The sequence below is a fragment of the Aerococcus viridans genome, assembly GCF_001543285.1.
Lineage (GTDB): Bacteria > Bacillota > Bacilli > Lactobacillales > Aerococcaceae > Aerococcus > Aerococcus viridans.
On record NZ_CP014164.1, the window covers coordinates 1,616,570 to 1,638,754 of the forward strand.

Below are 22,185 nucleotides of genomic sequence, written 5' to 3' on the forward strand. Positions count from 1 at the left end.
TAAAATAATATAAAAGAAAAGGTTGTACAATATTTGACGTTGGTGAATAAAAATTCACTAACGTCTTTTTTATACTAATAAAGGAGAGAATTCACTTGCTTATACAAAATGATAATCGAAATTACACTGGTATTCAAGATAAAAATATTATTTTTGAAAGTCCTTCTACCAAGATGAGTACTATTAAAGGGAAAAAAGCATTAATAATTCATGCTAAATTAACTTATAAGCCTAAGGCGTGTCTTAAATGTGGCATTGTCAATGAATCCTACACAGTGATTAAAAATGGAACTCAAACTTCTATGATAAGACTCTGTAATGACCATCATGCTGCTCGATACCTAAAGCTAAAAAAACAACGATTTTACTGTAAGTCATGTTGCGAAACATTTATGGCTGAAACTCATCTTGTTAAAAGACATTGTTTTATCTCTAATATTGTGAAGGCTGATGTGATTAGTGAAGCGACTAAAGCCAATTCTGTTAAAAATATTGCTGAACGATCTGGCGTTTCCTGGCACACTGTTCAACGTTTAATAAATCATGCTGCTAAAGAAGCCAGTCCATTCTATAACGATTTACCGTCTCATTTATCATTTGATGAGTTTAAATATAGAAAAGGGACACTTGCTTTTGACTATATCAATGCTGAAACGGGACGTATCCTAGGGATAGTTCCTGGGACGACTAATATCATTATTAAGAGACACTTTATTTCTCGCTATAGTATTAAAGAAAGAAATCAAGTAAAAACAATCACCATTGACATGAATTCAGGTTATATTTCCTGTATTAAAGAGCTATTTCCCAAAGCCGATATTATTATTGACCGCTTCCATATTGTTCAATTAATTGGTCGTTCTATGAATAAATCACGCATTAGCCTAATGAACCAGCTTAGGACAAACACTGAGGATCAAAAGAAATATCGACGATTAAAACGTCATTGGCGCCTGTTCTTAAAGAAAGAAAAACTCATCAGTTATACAACTTATAAGCCATACAAACTTTTTGGAATGCGAACTGAATTTGGTATTTTAAACGAAATGCTTGACTATAACAGTACTTTTAAAGAAAATTATCAGCTTTATCAATCATTACTTAAAGCCGTTAATGACAATGATTACCACACTTTTAAACGAATTCTGAATAAAGATTATAAAGATATCTCACATTACATGTCAGTTAGTTTGAAAACACTCAGAAAACATCAACACTCTATTAAAAATACCTTTAGGTATCCTTTTTCTAATGGCCGAATTGAAGGAAATCATAATAAAATTAAAGTATTAAATCGTGTTGCTTATGGCTTTCGTAATTTAGGTAATTACATTGACCGAATTATTTTACATTTTAATCTAAGGAAAAACCCTGCAAACGAAAATCAACTCGCTTTTTTTAACAAGCGAGTTGACCTTCGTTTTAATATTCGACTATATTTAGTCACCAACGTCATTTGACGTAGAGCCAAAGAAAAAGGCAAAGATTTTAAAAATCTCTGCCTTTAACAATGAATCTAAAAATTTTAAAGCTAATTTTCTTTTTTCTTCTTCGTTACAGCGGTTCCAACTCCAGCCATCCCCACTAATGCGAATAAACTAAGACCAATAGCCGATGTAGCTGTTTGTTCGAAGCCATCTTCTGCTTCTTCTTCTTTCGGTTTATCTTCCGGTTCTGGATCCGTTGGCTCTTCTGGGTCCACTGGCTCTTCTGGATCCGTTGGCTCTTCTGGATCCGTTGGCTCTTCTGGATCTGTCGGTTCTTCTGGATCCGTTGGCTCTTCTGGGTCCACTGGCTCTTCTGGGTCCACTGGCTCTTCTGGGTCCACTGGCTCTTCTGGGTCCGCTGGCTCTTCTGGGTCCGTCGGCTCTTCTGGATCCGTTGGCTCTTCTGGGTCCACTGGCTCTTCTGGATCAGTTGGCTCTTCTGGGTCCGTTGGCTCTTCTGGATCAGTTGGCTCTTCTGGATCCGTTGGCTCTTCTGGGTCCGCTGGCTCTTCTGGGTCCACTGGCTCTTCTGGATCCGTTGGCTCTTCTGGGTCCGCTGGCTCTTCTGGATCAGTTGGCTCTTCTGGGTCCACTGGCTCTTCTGGGTCCGCTGGCTCTTCTGGATCCGTTGGCTCTTCTGGGTCCGCTGGCTCTTCTGGGTCCACTGGCTCTTCTGGGTCCGTTGGCTCTTCTGGATCAGTTGGCTCTTCTGGATCTGTCGGTTCTTCTGGATCAGTTGGCTCTTCTGGATCTGTCGGTTCTTCTGGATCCGTTGGCTCTTCTGGGTCCGTTGGCTCTTCTGGATCCGTTGGTTCTTCTGGATCCGTCGGTTCTTCTGGATCCGTCGGTTCTTCTGGATCCGTTGGTTCTTCTGGATCCGTTGGTTCTTCTGGATCCGTTGGCTCTTCTGGGTCCACTGGCTCTTCTGGGTCCGCTGGCTCTTCTGGGTCCGTCGGCTCTTCTGGGTCCACTGGCTCTTCTGGGTCCGTCGGCTCTTCTGGATCAGTTGGCTCTTCTGGATCCGTTGGTTCTTCTGGGTCCACTGGCTCTTCTGGGTCCGTTGGCTCTTCTGGATCCGTTGGCTCTTCTGGATCCGTTGGCTCTTCTGGATCCGTTGGTTCTTCTGGGTCCACTGGCTCTTCTGGGTCCACTGGCTCTTCTGGGTCCACTGGCTCTTCTGGTGATAGAACATAATCATCTCTATGAGTTTCACCATTTACTATAATCTCTCGTCCTATAACTGTCCCATTTAAATTATGATTTAAAATTATTTTAGCATCCGGAGCTAAAATACTTCCTGTTACAGCACCTCTGTTTTCTATTACACCTTTATACATATAGTCTGACTCACCTGAATCATAAACATTCCAGATAACGTTAGCTCTAGACCATTCATTGACTTCACCAATACTTATAGAGCTACCATCTGTAAAACTTGCAATAGATTTAGGAACAAAAAATTTATCTCTTATATCCATTTCTTTCATATCTATGTTAATAATCAGTGTAGATATTTTTTCTGTATTAAATCCTTTAATACTAATAGGTCTATCAGTTTTAAAATCATCTTTTTTGAAATTATAGACATAGAAATCTGAACTTTTACCAATTATAATTTCTTGATTATTTTCATCATTATTATTAATAGTAGTTGCATTATCTTTAAAACCTGCTAATTTTTTGTTCAACTCTTTAGTTTCTTTTTCGACTTCAGCAAAATCTATAAACTCTACATCAGTATCTTGCCATAACGAATTAGGACTATTAGACTTATTAGGTTTATCTACCTTAATATTGTCAATAGACCAAGCATTCCCATTATCTATTACATCTATTTTAACCTCTTTCCCAACAACTAAAATAGAATCTTCATAAGGTGTAGCACTAATAGGAGCATTTCCTGAAATTGTTTTTAAATAGCTGACCTCTTTTACACCTCTAGTTCCAAAGTCGCCTCCATTAATAAAGTTATTTGCTAAAATATTTCCATTTACATGAACATTTCTTTCCACCTTATCTAAACCTACAAGATGAAAACCACCAGCAATACCAAATAAGCTATCTTTATAAAATTCTGTGTTTTTATATGTATTACTTTCATTTATTAAAATAACGCCGTTATCATCTTTATCTGCATCACTGAAATACTTTTCAGCAACGTTGATAGCTACCTCTTCACGGTCTGCCCCTTGGTGGCGCTCGACAACAGGCTCGCTCACAACTACTTCTTCAGTTTCAGTTTCTCCTGTTACATTCACATTTTGGACATTTTTTTCCACCGGTTCAACTTTTTGGGATTCACCTTGTACTACATCGGGCGTTACCACCACTTCTTCCGTTGAATCAACTTGACCATCTTCTCCTAGAGGAGTCGGTGTTACTCCTTCTTCTGTTAGAACATCTTGATCACCTTGATCGGGTGTGCTGGCTTCTACTTCTTCTTGCTCTGTTGGCTCTACTTCTTCTAGTGCTTCTTCAACTAACGGAACTGTCTGTTCAACAGCTTCTTCTGGTGTTTCTGTAACTACATCTTCATTAGTTTCATCTGTAGTGTCAACTTCAGCGTCAGTTACAACATCTGTTGTATCGTTTTCCCCCTCAACTGCTTGAACTTCATTAACACCAGCTAGTGCTAATGACATACCTACAGCTACTGAAGCAACGCCTACACTTAATTTTCTCAATGCATAACGTTTCTTTTTGTTAGCTGCTTTTTCGGCACGAGTTTTATAGTTATTTTTGCCTACCATATCAAAACTCCTTTTCTATATTTATGGATTAGCTTCCGCTTAGTGTAAGTATATCAAATATAATATATAAAAACTACTAAATATGCCCTTAAACACATCTTCTGTTGTGAATTTGTACCCTTCTGCTTGTAGTAGTTTTAGAAGCTCATCTTTTCTGTGTTTATTTTCAATGTATTTAATTTTTAATTCAGTCATTCTTCCCTCAAGTTCCTTGGTTAATTCAGGATTGGATTTGACTAACTCTTGCCATTTCTTTAATTTTCCTTCTGTTTCTTTAATTTTTCCATCTAAGCCATTTAACTCCATTTCCCATGGTTTCTGATTCGCCTCTATCTGTTCGTTCATTTTGTCTACAACCTGCTTTATCTGTACATAAATGATTCAGACTACAGGATTTCTCTCTTTGATTTATATAAGTACAATTTTTAAAAATAAGAATCTTATCACTTGTGATAAGGCTCATTCCGAACTACTGACCACAATTGTGACAATCTTTTAAAATCAATCAGTGAACCCGCATCAGCTTGTGCGGTGGTTTTACGTAAAAACCTCACTTATTTGTGGTATGGCTTATTCCGAACTACTGACCACAAATGTGACAAGCTTTTAAAATCATAGAGCGAACCCGTATTAGCTTGTGCGGTGGTTTTACGAAAAAACCTCATCTATTTGTGGTATGGCTCATTATTTTGTATTCTAAAGGCGCGATAAATTTGTTCTGTTAAGACCAATCGCATCAACTGATGAGGTAAGGTCATTTTGCCAAAAGAAACAGCTTGATTTGCCCGCTGGTTGACTGCACTACTCGTACCTAAGGATCCACCAATCACAAAAACTAAAGTTGATTTCCCTCGGGTCATTTGACTCTGCATCGATTTAGCTAATTCTGGTGAGGACAGCATTTGTCCGTTAATTGCTAGCAGATAAACATAATCATCCGGTTTTATTTTATTCAAGATACGTTCACCTTCCGCATCCTTCACCATTTCATCTTCCGATTCACTAGCGTTTTCTTTTGTTGGTTCGTCTTTCACTTCAATAATTTCAATCTTTGTATAGCGCGAAAGGCGCTTGCTATACTCTTCAATGCCTTGTTTTAGGTACTTTTCTTTCAATTTACCAACTGAGATAATTTTAATTAACATGCAAAAATAACTCCTATCATGCAAATATTTCGTTATTAACTTTTTTATCTTTTATTCTACTAGATTTTTCTGCTAAAGTGTTTATAATTAATCGTATTTGAACCTGAATAATTCATAGTTTTTCAAAAACGTTTCAAAAACCTTGTTATAACAGTCTATTTTGTTTCGTTTATTCGCACCCTTTGGGTGTACAAAAAGAACCCCAATCTGCTATGGTTAAAGTGACTAAACCTAACCAAAGAAAGGGGTTCTCTCAATGGCAACTTTACACGAAAATCGTCTACTTTTCAATTCAAATGTTACAGTATCTCACTCTGGTGGAAATTTGTCCTCAGATTCCGGCTTAATATTAGCAAAAGAATTCATGAACAAATTTGAGTTTAGCCAAATCTTATGTAAAAACATCCAGATTCAAGATGACCGACTGTATCATGTTCATGAAAATGAATCTATTCTGGAACAAATCATCTTGCAGTTGATTGCAGGCTATCCTACAGATTCTTCAGCCAATATATTAGCAACGGATCCTATCTTTCAAGCTGTTTTAAGCAAAAAGCGGTTGGCTTCACAGTCATCCATTTCTCGCTTTTGGGATCGGATATCAACAGAAAATATCGTCCAGCTACAAAAGGTTAACCAGATTTTGATTGATAAAGCACGGACGATTCGAAATACGAACGAAATGATTTTCGATTTAGATTCTACTCACAGTGATACCTTTGGAAACCAAGAAATGACCGATTATAATGCGCATTACCAGACAACCGGTTATCATCCACTCGTTGCCTTTGATGGTCTTACCGGAGACTTTCTTAAAGCAGAACTTCGTTCTGGAAATGTCTACACCTCAAAAGGCGTCGCAGCATTTACTCGTCCATTATTTGAGCATTATCACTCTGTGACACCAGTAAGCACTATTATGGTACGTGCAGATAGTGGATTCGCAATGCCTGATTTGTATGAGCTTTGTGAAGAGTACGATAGTTTGTATACTATCCGTTTGAAATCCAATCGTAATCTGTACAGAATCGCTGATCAATTCGTTACCATTAAGGATCATCACGATTGGAGTAAGAAAGAAGTTCATTACTATAACGCCACTTATCAAGCAAAGTCATGGGGAAAATCCAGAAGGATCTGCATAAAATCAACCAGAGAAGCTAGTGAATTGCTTTTTAGACATGAATTCATCATTACTAATTTTTCAAAAGACGTCTCTCCAGAAATGGTTTTCCAAACGTATTCAAAAAGAGGAACGATGGAAAATTACATTAAGGACGCAAAAAACGGCTTTTACTTGGATAAAACAGATAGCCCACGTTTTATAGAAAATCATGCTCGTATGATCGTAAGCCTATTGGCTTACAATATCGTGAACTTCATGCGGACACTGTGTTTTACCAATGAAACGAAAGGGTATCAGGTTTCTACTATTCGCTTATTTCTCTTTAAAATTGCTGGAAAGATAGTTCATTCCGGAAGAAGACAATACTTGAAATTAAGTAGTTACCATGTTTACCAGAAGCTATTTTATCGGATTCTACAAAACATTCAGGTACTGCAGTGTTAGTTGCGTTTATTGCGCCATTCAAAAAAATTCGTTAACCATCCGATAGGATGAGTGCGCCCAAAATGAGGTCTTTCTTGAACTTAATCAGTTAGCAAAAATAAATTAAACCCTTTAGAAAAATATTTTTGAGAAAAAGAACCATTGAGCATAAAACTAAACAGATAATTATAAAATTTGGTAGTTTATAAAAAGTATGAATTATTCAGGATAGTATAAAAAAGTTAAGATTTTTAATTTTAGTCATTTTTTTAGAACCCATTATTATCCTTTAAAAAAAATAGTTATCTCAAATTTTCCACAAAAAAAAGAGGGTTTACATGGTCGAATTAGTAACATAACTAAATCGACCATGTAAATCCTCATATTGATATTTACAGTATTCGTTTTTTGACAATAGATATTTTCCAAGACATAGTCGTTAAGATACGATTAAGCTTAATTGCAATATCAAATGCATAAAAAATTTTAAAAACCTTTATAGACAGCGAATTACTCAATAATCCAGTATTACCAATGCTTTGAAGCCATTGACGGCAGGGAGTGTTTCATCCCTTACCATTTTTCAGGTGAGTTGTTGGTGGTTCTGACCCAAGAGGATAGGTTAGCTGAGTCAAGAGAAGGAGCAAAGCGGCTCTTGACTCAGCTAATCTATTCTCTTATCCTATAGAACCAACAAAACACCTTAAGCTGCTTGTAAATCGGCCAGTTCTTCCTGAAGGCGTTCTGCAGGTGTTGTATAGCCCATTATTTTTCTTGGTCTGTGGTTGATCGTATCGGTTACTTCCAGTAAATACGAATAGGACAATGGACGCAGAGTGACTCCCTTTGGGATAAATTCTCGGAGCATGCGGTTATGCCTTTCGTTCGTTCCTTTCTCCCAAGAAGCATACGCATGAGTAAAGAAAACCTGAACGTCTTCAGCGATGCTTTCGATAAGAGACAGACTTGAAAACTCAGAGCCGTTATCATTTGTGAGTGACTTGAACTGTTCTAGCCCCTGTTTTTTCATCAAGTCAAGCACGCCTTTTTGAACCAGCGCTGCGCCTTTTCCCCAAACTTTCTTAGTGAGGCAGTAGCGTGTTTTCCGTTCAACCATAGTGATGATGACAGGCTCATTTTTTGTTTTCTTACCTAATACTAAATCGACTTCCCAATGCCCAAATTCTTCCCTCGAGAGTACTTCTGGAGAGCGATCTTCGATACTGCGTCCCAAGTGTTTAGCGTTATGACCTTTAGGTTCAGAAACGGTTGTTTTTCGTGGCCGCATCCTAGTCTTCATAGGCAAATCGATATTACGGATTGGAAGTACGGCAGCATTTATCAAAGCGTAAACGGTCTTCGTGCATGGTACGCGTTCGTCAGGGTGCAACTTTCTATAAGAGTGTACAAAAGTATCCACACTATGAATCCGCAACCCTTTCTTGGGTGCTAGATTTTCAGGTAAGGCAGCAAGGAAAGCCGCAGAATATTTATTATGATCCCGCGCATGCGAGTTCTCACGATTTTCTTTATAAACCCGTGCGCCTGAGGCGGCAATATACTGCTCGTAATAATTGCGCTTATAGTCAAGCTGGCGCGTTCTACCGCGTTTCAACTCACGAGAAACAGTGGGTTGGCTGACCCCTAATTCTCGCGCCATTTCAGCTTGTTTATAGGTGCCGCTTTTCGCCATCTGTTCCAGCATTCCGCGTTGGATGTCAGTAAGTTGTTTGAAGGTGCGCTTTTCTGTGATACAATTATTTTTGGTCATGTAGATACCCCTTATACTTTTGGTTTGGTTGCTAACAAGTATATCGTATCTACATGATTTTTTTGTTTATTTCCTTATGCATTTCATTTTACAATTTACCAAGATACGATTAAGCCATAAAAAGTAAACTTTTACTTGTAAAATTGTCATTTATCTAAATTGATATAAATGATCAGTTTAAACTCTTTTAAAAGACTGATCAAATATTAACCAAATCATATAAGATTATAAAGGCCAGCCCTGTGTAATAAACCGTAAGCAATCTGGTAAGTGCTTAGACCAATATTCTTCTGAATGTTCATCCCCATGGAAAATATTCAAGGACACATTTTCTGGCGCCACACCTGCCTGCATCACCTGTTGGCTATATTTAATGGCATCCGTAATATAAGCCTGTTCAGTATAAGGACCGATGATCATCTCATCTATCTCGTCCCCTTCTTCAGTCCCGCATTCGATATAAATCCGTTGGTCATTTGGCAAATCCACCCGTTCAATAAACCGGTCAAAATCTTGCGCAACTGCCCAATTGGTTAATGAAAAAATCCCTAACCGACCAATTTTGTCCTTATAAGCAGCGCCAAGATACGTTGAAATAGTCGCCCCAAAGGAAGACCCTACCATCGCCGTGTGAGCAGCGTCTGGTATAGTCCGGTAGTGTTTGTCAACAAAGTCTTTGACAATGGTCACCACAAACTCAGAAAACTCAGCGCCTCGTCCCCCTTGACCAGATAGTCTTGGATCGTAGGCATCCTTGAGCGTCCACGGCAGGTATTCCAAGGTCCGCATCTCCTCGCCATTATCAATGCCGACAATAATCATACTTGGTAAATCCGGATTCCGCTTGATTGCGTGAATTGTTTTCCAAGAATGTTTCGAAAAAGCTTCCTTAGAATGAAATACATTCTGCCCGTCATGCATATAAACAACGGGATAATGCTTGTCCGGATGCGCTTCATAGTCCTTAGGTAAGAGGACACGAATTCGCCGCTTAGCCAAGGTATAAGGCACATCTAAAATATGTTCTTTCAGTTCCAAATAGAAAAATGGGGCAAACGCCATACTGACTCTCCTCCAAAGATTGAAAAAGGACCCTGGGCACATTCAATCCTAAGGTCCCTTCAAACTTTCATTTACTATACATTTTATTATATATTACGCATACCGTTCATTCAAACGATCTTTATCATCCGAATCCTTCTTGGCCATCAAGTCTGCCGCATAGGTATCAAAGGCCGTCGCATAATCCGTCGCCATCGCCTGCCTAGGAGACACATCCACCCGACGCACGAAATGCAACTTCTCAAGATTCTTTTGAATGTGGTCCGCTTCCGACACATCCGTGTACAAAACCGCATACTTCATCTTCCGCGACACATAATAAACGAAACCGTACTTTTGTAACTGTTTAACTTTTTTATTTGAATACATCCACACAATCAACGCTTGCCGTGACTGTGCTTGATCATAAATACTCATATTATCGACTTCCTTTAATCACTCGCTTTAATCTCATTATAACAGGAATTCATCTGCCAGTAACCCTTAAACCTTTATATGGCAAAATAACGGGCCCAAACTTGCTGGCCCGCTATTCTTACCTCTTATTTTATTCCAATACTAATAGCAAGTCACCAGAATTTACTTGGTCGCCGTTGGCAACAAGTAATTCTTTCACAACTGCCTTACGCGGTGCTTTCAAAGTAGTCTCCATCTTCATGGCTTCAGAAATCAACAGTAATTGACCTTCTTCAATTTCATCACCTTGTTGCACCTGAACATCAAGGATTGTACCAGGCATTGTCGCTGCAATATGGTTTGTATTGCCGTGATCAGCTTTACGACGAACAGCAGCCGTTGTTTTAGCATTGGCGTCACGTACTATAATTTCACGAGATTGTCCGTTTAATTCAAAGAAGACAATCCGTTGACCAGTTTCATCCAACTCACCAATTTGGATTAAGCGGATGTATAAGACTTTACCCTTTTGAATTTCAACATTCACAGTTTCACCAGTCTTCATACCATAGAAGAAGCTTGGTGTTGGGATGATTGAAACATCAGAATAACGTTCGAGTTTATGACGGTAGTCTACAAAAACATCAGGATACATAATGTAAGATAAGACGTCTTGGTCGTCTACATCTTCATCACCTAATTTAGCAATCAATTCTTGACGAGTAGCTTCAAAATCAATTGGCGCTAAGTGTTCACCTGGACGATCAGTTGAAGCCTCTTCACCTTTTAAGATGATGTCAGATACATCTTGTGGGAATCCACCTTCTGGTTGACCGATTTTACCTTTAAATAAATCGATAACAGATTGAGGGAAGTCGTATTTTTTCCCTTCTGCGAAGAATTTATCAATTGTTAGGTCATTTTGAACCATAAATAAGGCCATATCACCAACGACTTTAGATGAAGGGGTAACTTTAACGATATCACCAAACAAGAAGTTTACATCATGATACATTTGTTTTACTTCGTCCCAACGACTACCCAAACCAACAGATTTAGCTTGTTGTTGTAAGTTTGTATATTGACCACCAGGCATCTCTGTAGTGTAGATTTCAGTTTCTGGACCCTCTAAACCTGAAGTGAATTCATCGTAGTAAGAACGCACACCTAACCAGTATTGGTTAATTTTCTCTGCATTTTGTACGTGGATATTTGGTTTACGGTCGTTATACTCCATCGCATAATATAGTGATTGCATAGATGGTTGTGATGTTGTTGAAGCAAAGGCAGAAGATGCCACATCCACAATGTCTACACCTGCACGTGATGCTTCAGTGTAAGTTAAGATACCGTTACCTGCAGTGTCATGCGTATGCAAGTGAATTGGCACATCTACATTGTCTTTTAATTCTGAAATTAAAGCATAAGCAGCTTGAGGTTTTAATAAACCAGCCATATCTTTCACTGCAATAATATCTGCGCCCATTGCTTGTAACTCTTTAGCCAACTTCACATAGTAGTCTAGAGAATACTTAGTACGCTCTGGATTTAAGATATCACCTGTATAACACATTGTCGCTTCAGCGATCTTACCAGCATCTTTCACATATTGAATTGGTTTTTCAATTTGTTTAGTCCAGTTTAATGAGTCAAACACACGGAAGACGTCAATTCCTGAAGCTGCAGCCTGGTCAATGAAAGCTTTCAACGTGTTATCTGGGTATGAAGTGTAACCTACCGCATTTGAACCACGGAATAACATTTGTAGCAAGGTATTTGGCATTGCTTCACGCAACTGCTCTAGACGGCTCCAAGGGTTTTCAGTTAAGAAACGGAAGGCTGCATCAAATGTCGCCCCACCCCAAACTTCCATAGAGAATAGGTTTGGCAAAGCATCTTCCATCACTTTAGCTGGTTTCACCATGTCACGGGTACGCATACGAGTCGCAATCAACGATTGGTGTGCGTCACGCATTGTCGTATCCGTTAACAATAGGTCATTTGAATTTTTAATAAAGTCTTGAACACCCTTAACACCATCACGGTCTAAAATTTGTTTAGCTGATAGGCCATTACGGTCCACCAGCTCAATTTTAGGGGTTGGGATGGTTTCGAATTGCCCTTTTTCATTTTCAATACCCGGGAAGCCATTTACAGAAATGTCTCCAATATATTGTAAGACTTTGTTCCCACGGTCGCGGTTGCGTTCTTTAGGGAAATCAAACAATTCAGGTGTATTATCGATGAATACAGTGTTTGCAGTACCTGCTTGGAAGACAGGATGGTTTACAACGTTACGCAAGAATGGAATGTTGTTCTTAACCCCACGCACACGATACTCTCTTAAGGCACGGTCGGTTTTGGCTACCGTATCTTCGAAATCTGTACCGTAAGTGATTAACTTAGCAATCATTGAGTCAAAGTACGGACTAACAACTGTATTTTGGAAACCATTACCCGCATCTAAACGGACACCAAAACCGCCTGGAGAACGGTAAGTATTGATTTTACCTGTATCTGGGAAGAAGTTGTTATTTGGATCCTCTGTAGTTACACGACATTGGATTGCAAAACCATTTAATGGTAAGTCTTCTTGTGCTGGTAAACCAATTTCACTTAAGCTTTCACCTGCAGCAACACGGATCTGTGTTTGGACAATGTCCACACCAGTGATTTGCTCTGTAATTGTATGTTCTACTTGGACACGAGGGTTTACTTCGATAAAGTAGAAGTCATCGCCATCTAACAAGAACTCAACAGTTCCGGCATTAGCGTAGTCCACTGAATCTAAGAAGTCACGGGCAGAATTACAGATACGGTTACGTAATTCCATTGACATGTTTACAGTTGGGGCAACCTCAACCACTTTTTGGTGACGACGTTGAACTGAACAGTCACGTTCCCATAAATGCATAGTGTTTCCTTGCTCATCAGCCATGATTTGAACTTCAATATGTTTAGGTCCTTCTACGTATTTCTCAACGTAGGCTTCACCTGAACCAAAAGCTTTAGTCGCTTCAGAAACCGCTAGACGGTATTGTTCTGCTACTTCATCTTCTGAACGTACCACACGCATACCACGTCCTCCACCACCTAAGGCAGCTTTGATGATAATTGGGTAACCAGCAGTTTTACCAAATTCAAACACTTCTTCAAGACTTTCAACTGGTCCATCAGAACCTGGAATCAACGGAATATTCGCTTTTTTAGCTGCTTCACGAGCTTTTACTTTATCCCCGAACATATCTAAAATTTCGTGTGAAGGACCAATAAACTTGATGCCCTCTTCCTCACAACGACGCGCAAATTCAGTATTTTCAGACAGGAAGCCGTAACCAGGGTGAATCGCGTCAGCATTCACATCTTTCGCAATTTGAATAATCGATTCGATATCTAAATAAGCTTCAACAGCCTTTTTATCCTTAGACAATAAATAAGACTCATCCGCCTTGAAACGGTGAACTGATACTTCATCCTCTTGTGAATAAACTGCGACTGTACTAATTCCTAGTTCAAAACACGCTCGGAAAATACGGATTGCGATTTCCCCACGGTTCGCAACTAACACTTTATTTATCATATATAGTAACTCCCTCTCTTACGTCTCTCATTTCTTGACGCTTGTTTCCACTAGCCAATTGTATCATAGTTTGCCATATTTTGAACAATTTTGATATAGGAAAATGAAAGAAATCTCATTTTATTATCATAATTGACAGATGTTAACGTTTTACTTTTCACCAATCGGCTATTATGGTGTTTTGTACTTCATGATCAATTAGTCTAGAGCTAAAAAGAAAGCTTTTTCTTCTATAATGATTTAGTAATTATGCCTTTTATCAAAAAAAAGCTGAGGTTTACCCCCAACTTCTCTTAAATATTATTGATTTTCTATTTTTTTCATTTCATCGGCAACGAATTGGACGTCTGTTCCGACAATAACATGTAAGTGGTTTTTATCTAAGACGTTCACCCCGGGTACACCAAGACCTTTGATTCTTGCTTGATCGACTTGGTCAACATCGTCTAATTCAAAACGTAATCGGGTTGCACAGTTGTAATAGCTACGGATGTTGTCTTGTCCACCAACAGCATCATAGATGACATTCGCCATGCGTGAATATTTATCATCGCTAGCTTGAGATCCACTACCTTTTTTGCCAGCAGTAGTTTCTGAATCAGATTCTGTAATCGCTGCTTCAGTTACGGCATTTTCACCGCGTCCCGGTGTGGCAAAATCGAATTTACGGATAGCAAAATCGAAGATAAAGTAGTAAACCACAAACATGACTAAACCTAGAACTAACAGCATTAATGGTTGGTTAGCAATCGGCACATTCAAGCTTAAGGCAAAGTCAACTAACCCTGCCGAGAACCCGAATCCAGCAGTCCAGTGGAAGGTTGCTGCAACAAACATTGAAACCCCTGTTAGGAAGGCGTGAACCAAGTATAATCCTGGCGCTGCAAACATAAATGAGAATTCTAGAGGTTCAGTAATTCCTGTGAAGAATGAAGCGAAAGCACCAGCAATCATGGTACCAGCTGCAATTTTCTTCGCTTTTGATTCTGCATTCTTATACATGGCCAAAGCTGCCCCAGGTAAACCGAACATCATGATTGGGAAGAAGCCGGCTTGGTACATTCCAGTAACCCCTTTTACCCCTTCAGAGGCCCAGAAGTTTCCGATGTCATTAATCCCAATTAAATCAAACCAGAATACTGAGTTTAAGGCGTGGTGTAAACCAGTTGGAATTAGTAACTTGTTGAAGAAACCGTAAATACCAGCACCTAGCGCGCCAAGGCCTGAGATGAACGTACCGAATCCTACTAAAGCGTCATAAGCTACTGGCCAAACGAAATACAGCAGTAAAGATATGATTAACATAGCACCTGCTGTTAAGATTGGAATCAACCGTCTACCTGAGAAGAATGCGAGCGCTGTTGGCAATTTAGTACCTGAATAGCGGTTATATAAGGCTGCCGCTACTGAACCAGAAATAATGGCCATAAAGACATTTTGTGTTGCGCCGAAAGCCATCGGTACTTCTTCAACAGGCATATTGAGTAAGACACTTAAACCAGCCGTTGATAATAGGTTTGTCACAATGAGGTAACCGACTAAACCTGATAAACCAGCCGCCCCATTGGAATCCTTAGATAATCCTGTAGCAATACCCACTGAAAATAGAATCGGTAAATTGTTGATAATGGCAGTCCCTGATTGAATCAGGAAGACAGCCGCTTGGTTAGACCCGTCACCAGAAAGTCCAGCTGGATCAATCCAATAACCAATCCCCATTAATAAAGACGCAACAGGTAAAATCGATACCGGTAACATGATCGATTTTCCTAAATTTTGTAAATAATTTTTCATATTATCTTATCCTCCCTTTTGATAAAGACAATTTTTAATATACATTGATGATCTATCAACGGTTTACAGACTGAGCCATGCGGAAATAAGTATGCCGTTTACCCCGCACCGCCAAACTCAAAGCGGTGATATTTTCTGGATCAGGCATCCTACCGTAGGCACCATCACCAATGTGGTGGCAGTCTACGCCAACACGTTTATTGGATAAACCTATCGTTTCAATCACTGAAGCTTGGGCAGACTCTTGACTCGTCCCAATCGTCGCCATCACCAATCCACCACGTGCATGCACACTTTTCGTGACCGCCTGGTTTTCAAGCTCATTCACCCCAGGCGCCGTATTCACAGCCGGAATCAAGACCCCGTCAGCGCCCTCATCCATAAACCCAAGCAAAGCCTCTTCATTGACGATACTCTCCGTAAGCCCCGCCCCATGCATTTTACCCGCAAAGACTAGCCCTGAAAAATATTTTTTCGTTTCTTTGACTGCGTCCTTGATTGCTGACATAGTCACACCCGTAGCTGGATTCCCTGTCAGTAAAATCATGTCTACACCCAAATCATTCGTCGCTTGTAAACTCGCTTTAGACACCAAGCGACCTGGATTTAAAGACACCCGACTTTCAAGCAATTCCTGCTCTTCATCAACAGGTTCCAAATTGATTGCAATCGGTCTTCCGATTAATCGCTTTAATTCACGGATGGTTTCTTTTGACCCCGCAAATGCTTCCAGACCTGGAATTTCTGGGTTGAAGACATCTAACTCATTCAAGACAATGATATCTGCACCAAACGTCGCCATCACTTCAGGGTTTGACAGCCCTTGAATCAAAGGCGGCGATGTCACTACGGTTTCTGCAATAATGGTCCGTCCTTCACTGGCAAAAATAGCTTTCTTTAATTGGCCAGCATCCATCTGATTGATCTCGCTGGCACTAGCTGAAATTAAACGTTTCATTTCATCTCTCCTCCCTTTGCAAAAGGCTAGCTCACCAACAACTAACCGATTACATTCCTATCAGAAATTATATCAATTTTGATCGCCATTACCAAACTTTTATGCAAAAAAAGTGATATATATACTAGTCATCTAGACTACGTCTAGAATAATAAACCCTTTTTATAGGATTTAGTAATTAAGCCTTCGGTTTGCACTTTTCCTAGCATCACCTTAAATGCATTGGGACCGCCTCAGACATAGCAAAGTAGTCCCGACGAAATCAATCCCTTGTTCAAAGACATTACCCCGCCCATTTCTGAATCCAGAGGTTAACCTAGTAAGGCTTAGCAAGATACGATGATTCCGTCTTTAACTTGTTGCATAAATTGTGTTTTATTCATGATCATTTTACTTCCTTATGTTTATTCCTATAAAATCGCCATTAGAAAATAGTCTTTAGAATCCGTTTAAATGCTTTTTTATAAGGATTTAAAATTATTTTAAATGGATTATATATTTTAGAATCTACTTTCACCATTTCGTTTTTTTGCAATCTATTTCCCCTGAAAAATGAAAGTAATTTCAATATTCGTTTTTACAAATATAAAAAGAACAGACCGCTTCAACAGATCTGTTCTTAGACATCAATTATTCATTTTGTTCATGCAAGCCCGCTTGACTTGGTTTTGCCTTTTTGGCCCGAAGGCTACGTCGCCACGAACGATCAGAGGCGATAACGGATAAGGCGATACCTGTCATCATACTCGTTACAAGAAGGCTAGACCCTCCATAAGACATGAAGGGGAAAGTAACGCCTGTTAAGGGAATTAACCCTAATACCCCACCCAAGTTTACAAAAGCTTGAATTAAAAAGTATGAACCAACACCAACAAGGACGGTTTGGTCATATATACGGTGCATTTTAATGGCTTTGTGGAAGATGTAAACCACTAGTGCAAAGTACAAAACAAGTACAAGCATCACGCCCCACAAACCAAATTCCTCTCCAATAATTGCCATAATAAAATCATTATGCGCTTCAGGCAAGTAGCCAAGTTTTTGGATAGAGTTTCCTGCACCCCGGCCAAGGATGCCACCATTTGATAAGGCATAATAGCCATAAACTAATTGCAGTCCTGTATCCTGTGCATCCGCGAATGGATTAATAAAAGAGGTAAAGCGGGCAATCTGATAATTATCTATATGCGATAAATCAAATAGATTCAAGATAATAATAACTGAAATATACACAACAATTGCTGCTAGAACTGATTTAGTCAGCCATTTCAGTGTTAGGCCAGAATTTAATAGGAGGATTACAAATAATGACCCAAGAATGAGTACACCACCTACATCTGGGAAGAAGAATACGAGCGCTACCCAAATACCAATAGCTGCCGCCTCTTTTTTGTATTGAGCAATCAATTTAAATGGACTATTTACTTCAGCAATCGTCTTCTGAACCTCATCCTTCGCTAAGAAATTAGCGACTAATAGAACCAAGGCTGGTTTTGCAAACTCTACTGGCTGAATGGAGAAGGCACCAACCCCAATCCAGCCTTGAGCTCCATTAATGGTTTCCCCAAATATGAAAGTGAAAACTAATAGGACCGTGACCCCTATATACATTAACTTTTGAAAACGTTGATGTCGCCATATTTCTGGCTTGATAATATAAATTAGAAAGATAGCGATGATACCAGCAACCGCAAAGAGGCCCTGTCTCTCTAAATAATAGTATGTCACTTGACCTGATGATGTCGCTAGGTAAGATGATGCAGTTGTCACCATCAATAATCCAATTGTCAGCAGCAAGCCATATAATATCAAAATCTTCCCATCTAAATCTTCACAATGGGCAAGGACGCGTTTAAACCAGGATGGTCCTTCATGATTTCTTTCTTTTTTAGCTTGCTTACGCGCATTTTTAGATTGTTTTTTTGCTTTCTCTTTATCTAATGCATTTGATTTTTTTTGTTTTTCCTTATTTGCTTGGGCTTTTTTTCTTTTAGATTCTGTTGGCACAATAGCCCTCCTTTATGGATTTTGTATGATGTTATACATCCGTTGATACTAGAAATAAGTAGTGGTATGGACAGCCATTACTCAGTTATCCATTATAGCATAATCGGCCCATACATTAGCGGAATCCTATTACAATTTATTGAAAAATCAAACATGATTTATTGGTCAACCTACTATGTAATCTTCTCTGTAAAAAATAACCATAAAAAAGACGCAGACAAATCGTCTACGTCTTAAAAAAGTATTTATGTACGCTATAGCGCATTAATCAAATTAACCTAAGTTCTTTTTCTTAGCTGCTTTTGCACGTTCAGCTTCGTTTAAGATTGATTTACGTAAACGAATGCTTTCTGGTGTTACTTCACAGTACTCATCTTCATTCATGAATTCTAATGATTCTTCAAGTGTCAGTAGTTTCGGTGCTTTGATTGAAGCTGTTTGGTCTTTGTTTGAAGAACGAACATTAGTTAAGTTTTTAGAACGGATAATGTTTACAACAATATCTTTTTCACGTGTACTTTCACCAACAATCATACCCCCGTATACTTGTGTACCTGGGTTAACAAAGATTGTACCACGGTCTTCAACTTGCATGATACCGTAAGTAGTTGCTTTACCAGTATCAGTTGATACTAAGGCCCCATTACGACGACCACCGATTGGTTCGTTGATGTATGGTGCATAGTGGTCAAATGTATGGTTCAAGATACCGTAACCATGTGTTAATGACATGAAGTAAGTGGTGAAACCAATCATACCACGAGCTGGTACATGGTAAGTTAAACGAGTTGTACCTAGACCTGTAGAGATCATGTCTACCATATTACCACGACGTTGGTTTAAGGCGTCGATAATTGAACCTTGGTATTCTTCAGGTGTATCGATTTGAACTAACTCAAACGGTTCAGATTTCACACCATCGATGTTACGGATAATAACTTCTGGACGAGATACTTGTAACTCGTAACCTTCACGACGCATGTTTTCAATCAAGATAGATAAGTGAAGCTCACCACGACCTGAAACAACCCATGCATCCGGAGATTCTGTATTGTCTACACGTAATGAAACGTCAGTATGTAATTCGTAACGTAAACGTTCTTCTAGTTTACGAGAAGTTACGTGTTTACCTTCTTGACCTGCGAATGGTGAATCGTTTGTTAAGAAAGTCATTTGTAGTGTTGGTTCATCAATACGTAATGGCTCTAAAGCCTCTTTGATGCTTGAATCTACAACTGTTTCCCCAACGAAAATATCTTCCATACCAGAAACAGCAATAAGTTCTCCGGCTTTCGCTTCGTTAATTTCAACACGCTCTAAACCTAAGAAACCGAATAATTTTGTTACACGGAAGTTTTTCTCAGTACCGTCAAGTTTCATCAAGGTAACTTGGTCACCTACACGGATAGTACCGCGGAATACACGACCAATACCGATACGACCAACGTAGTCGTTATAGTCTAGTAACGATACTTGGAATTGTAAACCTTCCTCAGAGTTATCAACTGGTGCTGGGATTTCTTCAAGAATTGTATCGAAGATTGGGTCCATTGTTTCTGATTGGTCAGCTGGATCGTCAGAAAGACTTGAAGTACCACTTAAAGCTGAAGCGTATACTACTGGGAAGTCTAACATTTCATCATCTGCACCTAATTCGATAAACAAGTCTAATACTTCGTCTACAACTTCTGATGGACGAGCTGATGGTTTATCAATTTTGTTTACAACAACGATTGGCGTTAAGTTCGCTTCAAACGCTTTTTTCAATACAAAACGCGTTTGCGGCATTGTACCTTCGTAAGCATCTACAACTAAAACTACACCGTCTACCATTGTCATGATACGCTCAACTTCACCACCGAAGTCCGCATGTCCTGGAGTATCCATGATGTTAATGTGGTGACCCTTGTAGTTTACAGCTGTATTCTTAGCTAGGATGGTGATACCACGTTCTTTCTCGATATCGTTAGAGTCCATTGCACGCTCGTCAATTTTTGTACGTTCATCTAAAGTATCTGATTGTTCCAACAATTGGTTAACCAAAGTAGTTTTACCGTGGTCAACGTGGGCAATGATTGCAACATTACGAATATCTTCACGTTTTGCCATTTTTAAAAATTCCTCCATTTATATAATAAATACAAATTTTGTATCAATTATTTGTCAAGTTTATGAAACCGTTTTACCGTAAAACCCATAGTTATAAACTTTAACAAAGTTTCTCGTAATAAAACCGCCATAATATCGTATCACTTATCAATTGAAATTACTAGTTTTTTCGATTATGTGGACCAAATAAATCAGGAAGTTCAAGCCCCTTTTGATATAAAAAGTACAATGCTTGCTTATCTTGGACCCTTCAAATTCTCAATCATTCGTCGATATGCTGACGGGTAGGCTGCTAATACCCGATTTTGGTTTAATAAATCAACCGGTTCGCCAGTAAATTGCGATACTTGAATGCCCACTTCGTTTGCCAAGACTTGGCCGGCAGCAATGTCCCAGGGTTGCAGCCTTGGTGAAACGTAAGCGGCGATTTCACCCTTCAACAAGGCAATGATTTCAATGCCCGCTGACCCATAAATGCGAAGACCCATAGATTCTTTGACTAGTTGTTGTACTTTATAAGCGTCAGTCATGATCATGCCCCCATTGACCGCAATCAAGGAGTCTTTTAGGCTTTTGTCCTTGAATGGTGGTTGAAAGACTTGGCCGTTTCGTTTAATCCCTTGATCAGCGATGGCTTCAAAGTAATCGTCATTCATCACGTCGTACACAACACCTAGCTTTCCAAGGCCGTCTTCGTAGTAAGCGACCATGATGGCAAAGTGATTTTGCTGTAGGACAAAATTGGCTGTGCCGTCGATGGGATCTACAATCCATACACCGCCAGCCAGACTGGACGGGGTGTCACCCATTTTCTCCTCCCCGATGTAACGGTCGTCTGGAAAATTGGCTGCAATCTTGTTTCTAAATAGTAATTCAACTTCTTTATCTACGTTGGTAACAAGATCTTTTCGGTTGGATTTACTTTCTATTTGGATTTCACTATTCAATTGGTCGTGGATATAGCTTGCTGCTTCTTCAACCCACTCTTTCACCAACGCTGCCCGCGCTTCTAACATTTACATGCCTCCTACTTCACCCTGTAATGATTCAACTTATTCGCCTTACGGCATTGAAATGGTTTTTGCTTCCGAATTTCTTGCCTTTTTGATGGTGCCGTAAAGCTGATAACCAGAAATTTTCTCAAAGCTGTTGCCTAACTGCTTCTCTTCCATCTTACTTGGGACAACTTCCTTAAATGCTTTATACCGATTCAGTAATTCCTCACGGTTGATGCTTGATTCATACGCCTGCTCCAAGCCATTCCACATCTTCACCACTGTCGCCATTTCTTGACTGGTCCAATCCAAATCGATTGGATATTGATAATTGTTAGACATCGTATTCCTCCGCTTTCGTTTTCATATTTATTATAGCGGAAAATATGTAAAAGAGATAACTTACCCATCAGTTTTTCAAGTTTTCATTGCACTTTAATGCTCGTACCCTATTATTTGGCGCTATACCATTCGCATTTGTTTTAACCTTTCGACTGATCTTTACACCTAGTTTTCTGCAAATATTGCACAATGAGCTCAAACCATTATGGCAGATGCTAGCTTATATCTCAGCCTAATATT

At 39.3% G+C, this 22,185-nt stretch carries 15 protein-coding genes; 2 read left to right on the forward strand and 13 right to left on the reverse strand.

What is annotated here, in order from left to right:
* Nucleotides 1-95 precede the first annotated feature (95 nt).
* Nucleotides 96-1,460 carry an ISL3 family transposase gene (locus AWM76_RS07685; protein ID WP_003143787.1) on the forward strand — a complete coding sequence of 455 codons (1,365 nt, stop codon included), beginning with the start codon at nt 96-98 and terminating at the stop codon, nt 1,458-1,460.
* Nucleotides 1,461-1,531: 71 nt separating this feature from the next.
* On the opposite strand, the gene AWM76_RS10545 is transcribed toward AWM76_RS07685, so the two are convergent.
* The 3 genes from AWM76_RS10545 to rlmH all read right to left on the reverse strand — a co-directional run bounded on the left by AWM76_RS10545 (nt 1,532) and on the right by rlmH (nt 5,382).
* Entirely contained in the window at nt 1,532-4,237 is a 2,706-nt protein-coding gene (locus tag AWM76_RS10545) for a collagen-binding domain-containing protein (protein ID WP_082702799.1), read from the reverse strand.
* A 39-nt stretch (nt 4,238-4,276) separates the two neighbouring features.
* The gene (locus AWM76_RS07695; RefSeq protein ID WP_003143791.1) at nt 4,277-4,582 is read right to left on the reverse strand and encodes a hypothetical protein; all 306 of its coding nucleotides are present in this window, start codon (nt 4,580-4,582) and stop codon (nt 4,277-4,279) included.
* Between the two features lie 320 nt (nt 4,583-4,902).
* Nucleotides 4,903-5,382, reverse strand: coding sequence for a 23S rRNA (pseudouridine(1915)-N(3))-methyltransferase RlmH (gene rlmH, locus AWM76_RS07700; protein WP_016896373.1), 480 nt, complete (start codon nt 5,380-5,382; stop codon nt 4,903-4,905).
* 256 nt (nt 5,383-5,638) lie between these two features.
* Between rlmH and AWM76_RS07705 the strand changes: the two genes are divergently transcribed.
* Nucleotides 5,639-6,952 (forward strand): IS1380 family transposase, encoded by a 1,314-nt coding sequence (locus tag AWM76_RS07705; protein ID WP_003141076.1) that lies wholly within the window; start codon nt 5,639-5,641, stop codon nt 6,950-6,952.
* A 682-nt stretch (nt 6,953-7,634) separates the two neighbouring features.
* Here the strand turns inward: AWM76_RS07705 and AWM76_RS07710 are convergent.
* The 10 genes from AWM76_RS07710 to AWM76_RS07755 all read right to left on the reverse strand — a co-directional run bounded on the left by AWM76_RS07710 (nt 7,635) and on the right by AWM76_RS07755 (nt 21,945).
* Nucleotides 7,635-8,702, reverse strand: coding sequence for an IS30 family transposase (locus tag AWM76_RS07710; RefSeq protein ID WP_060779380.1), 1,068 nt, complete (start codon nt 8,700-8,702; stop codon nt 7,635-7,637).
* Nucleotides 8,703-8,927: 225 nt separating this feature from the next.
* Nucleotides 8,928-9,764 (reverse strand): alpha/beta hydrolase, encoded by an 837-nt coding sequence (locus AWM76_RS07715; RefSeq protein WP_003141859.1) that lies wholly within the window; start codon nt 9,762-9,764, stop codon nt 8,928-8,930.
* 93 nt (nt 9,765-9,857) lie between these two features.
* On the reverse strand, nt 9,858-10,181 hold the full coding sequence (locus AWM76_RS07720; RefSeq protein WP_003141860.1) for a YlbG family protein: 324 nt from the start codon (nt 10,179-10,181) through the stop codon (nt 9,858-9,860).
* A gap of 130 nt (nt 10,182-10,311) precedes the next feature.
* Nucleotides 10,312-13,740: a pyruvate carboxylase gene (locus AWM76_RS07725; protein ID WP_003141861.1), complete on the reverse strand. Its 3,429-nt coding sequence runs from the start codon at nt 13,738-13,740 to the stop codon at nt 10,312-10,314.
* Between the two features lie 300 nt (nt 13,741-14,040).
* On the reverse strand, nt 14,041-15,534 hold the full coding sequence (nagE, locus tag AWM76_RS07730; RefSeq protein ID WP_003141862.1) for an N-acetylglucosamine-specific PTS transporter subunit IIBC: 1,494 nt from the start codon (nt 15,532-15,534) through the stop codon (nt 14,041-14,043).
* Nucleotides 15,535-15,589: 55 nt separating this feature from the next.
* Nucleotides 15,590-16,492, reverse strand: a complete 903-nt coding sequence (locus tag AWM76_RS07735; RefSeq protein WP_003141863.1) for a DUF7916 family protein — start codon at nt 16,490-16,492, stop codon at nt 15,590-15,592.
* A gap of 630 nt (nt 16,493-17,122) precedes the next feature.
* A complete protein-coding gene (locus tag AWM76_RS07740) occupies nt 17,123-18,499 on the reverse strand; it encodes an FtsW/RodA/SpoVE family cell cycle protein (protein WP_003141864.1) in 1,377 nt (458 codons plus the stop codon).
* A gap of 273 nt (nt 18,500-18,772) precedes the next feature.
* Nucleotides 18,773-20,608, reverse strand: a complete 1,836-nt coding sequence (typA, locus tag AWM76_RS07745) for a translational GTPase TypA (RefSeq protein WP_039935123.1) — start codon at nt 20,606-20,608, stop codon at nt 18,773-18,775.
* A gap of 236 nt (nt 20,609-20,844) precedes the next feature.
* Nucleotides 20,845-21,624, reverse strand: a complete 780-nt coding sequence (locus tag AWM76_RS07750; protein ID WP_003141866.1) for an inositol monophosphatase family protein — start codon at nt 21,622-21,624, stop codon at nt 20,845-20,847.
* A 45-nt stretch (nt 21,625-21,669) separates the two neighbouring features.
* Nucleotides 21,670-21,945, reverse strand: coding sequence for a UPF0223 family protein (locus tag AWM76_RS07755; RefSeq protein WP_003141868.1), 276 nt, complete (start codon nt 21,943-21,945; stop codon nt 21,670-21,672).
* Nucleotides 21,946-22,185 lie beyond the last annotated feature (240 nt).

Bases quoted from the DNA above. Each gene is read 5' to 3' on its own strand.
- typA (WP_039935123.1), bottom strand. From the start codon at position 20,608: ATGGCAAAACGTGAAGATATTCGTAATGTTGCAATCATTGCCCACGTT.
- AWM76_RS07720 (WP_003141860.1), bottom strand. From the start codon at position 10,181: ATGAGTATTTATGATCAAGCACAGTCACGGCAAGCGTTGATTGTGTGG.
- nagE (WP_003141862.1), bottom strand. From the start codon at position 15,534: ATGAAAAATTATTTACAAAATTTAGGAAAATCGATCATGTTACCGGTA.
- AWM76_RS07695 (WP_003143791.1), bottom strand. From the start codon at position 4,582: ATGAACGAACAGATAGAGGCGAATCAGAAACCATGGGAAATGGAGTTA.
- AWM76_RS07750 (WP_003141866.1), bottom strand. From the start codon at position 21,624: ATGTTAGAAGCGCGGGCAGCGTTGGTGAAAGAGTGGGTTGAAGAAGCA.
- AWM76_RS10545 (WP_082702799.1), bottom strand. From the start codon at position 4,237: ATGGTAGGCAAAAATAACTATAAAACTCGTGCCGAAAAAGCAGCTAAC.
- AWM76_RS07715 (WP_003141859.1), bottom strand. From the start codon at position 9,764: ATGGCGTTTGCCCCATTTTTCTATTTGGAACTGAAAGAACATATTTTA.
- AWM76_RS07735 (WP_003141863.1), bottom strand. From the start codon at position 16,492: ATGAAACGTTTAATTTCAGCTAGTGCCAGCGAGATCAATCAGATGGAT.
- AWM76_RS07705 (WP_003141076.1), top strand. From the start codon at position 5,639: ATGGCAACTTTACACGAAAATCGTCTACTTTTCAATTCAAATGTTACA.
- rlmH (WP_016896373.1), bottom strand. From the start codon at position 5,382: ATGTTAATTAAAATTATCTCAGTTGGTAAATTGAAAGAAAAGTACCTA.
- AWM76_RS07755 (WP_003141868.1), bottom strand. From the start codon at position 21,945: ATGTCTAACAATTATCAATATCCAATCGATTTGGATTGGACCAGTCAA.
- AWM76_RS07710 (WP_060779380.1), bottom strand. From the start codon at position 8,702: ATGACCAAAAATAATTGTATCACAGAAAAGCGCACCTTCAAACAACTT.
- AWM76_RS07725 (WP_003141861.1), bottom strand. From the start codon at position 13,740: ATGATAAATAAAGTGTTAGTTGCGAACCGTGGGGAAATCGCAATCCGT.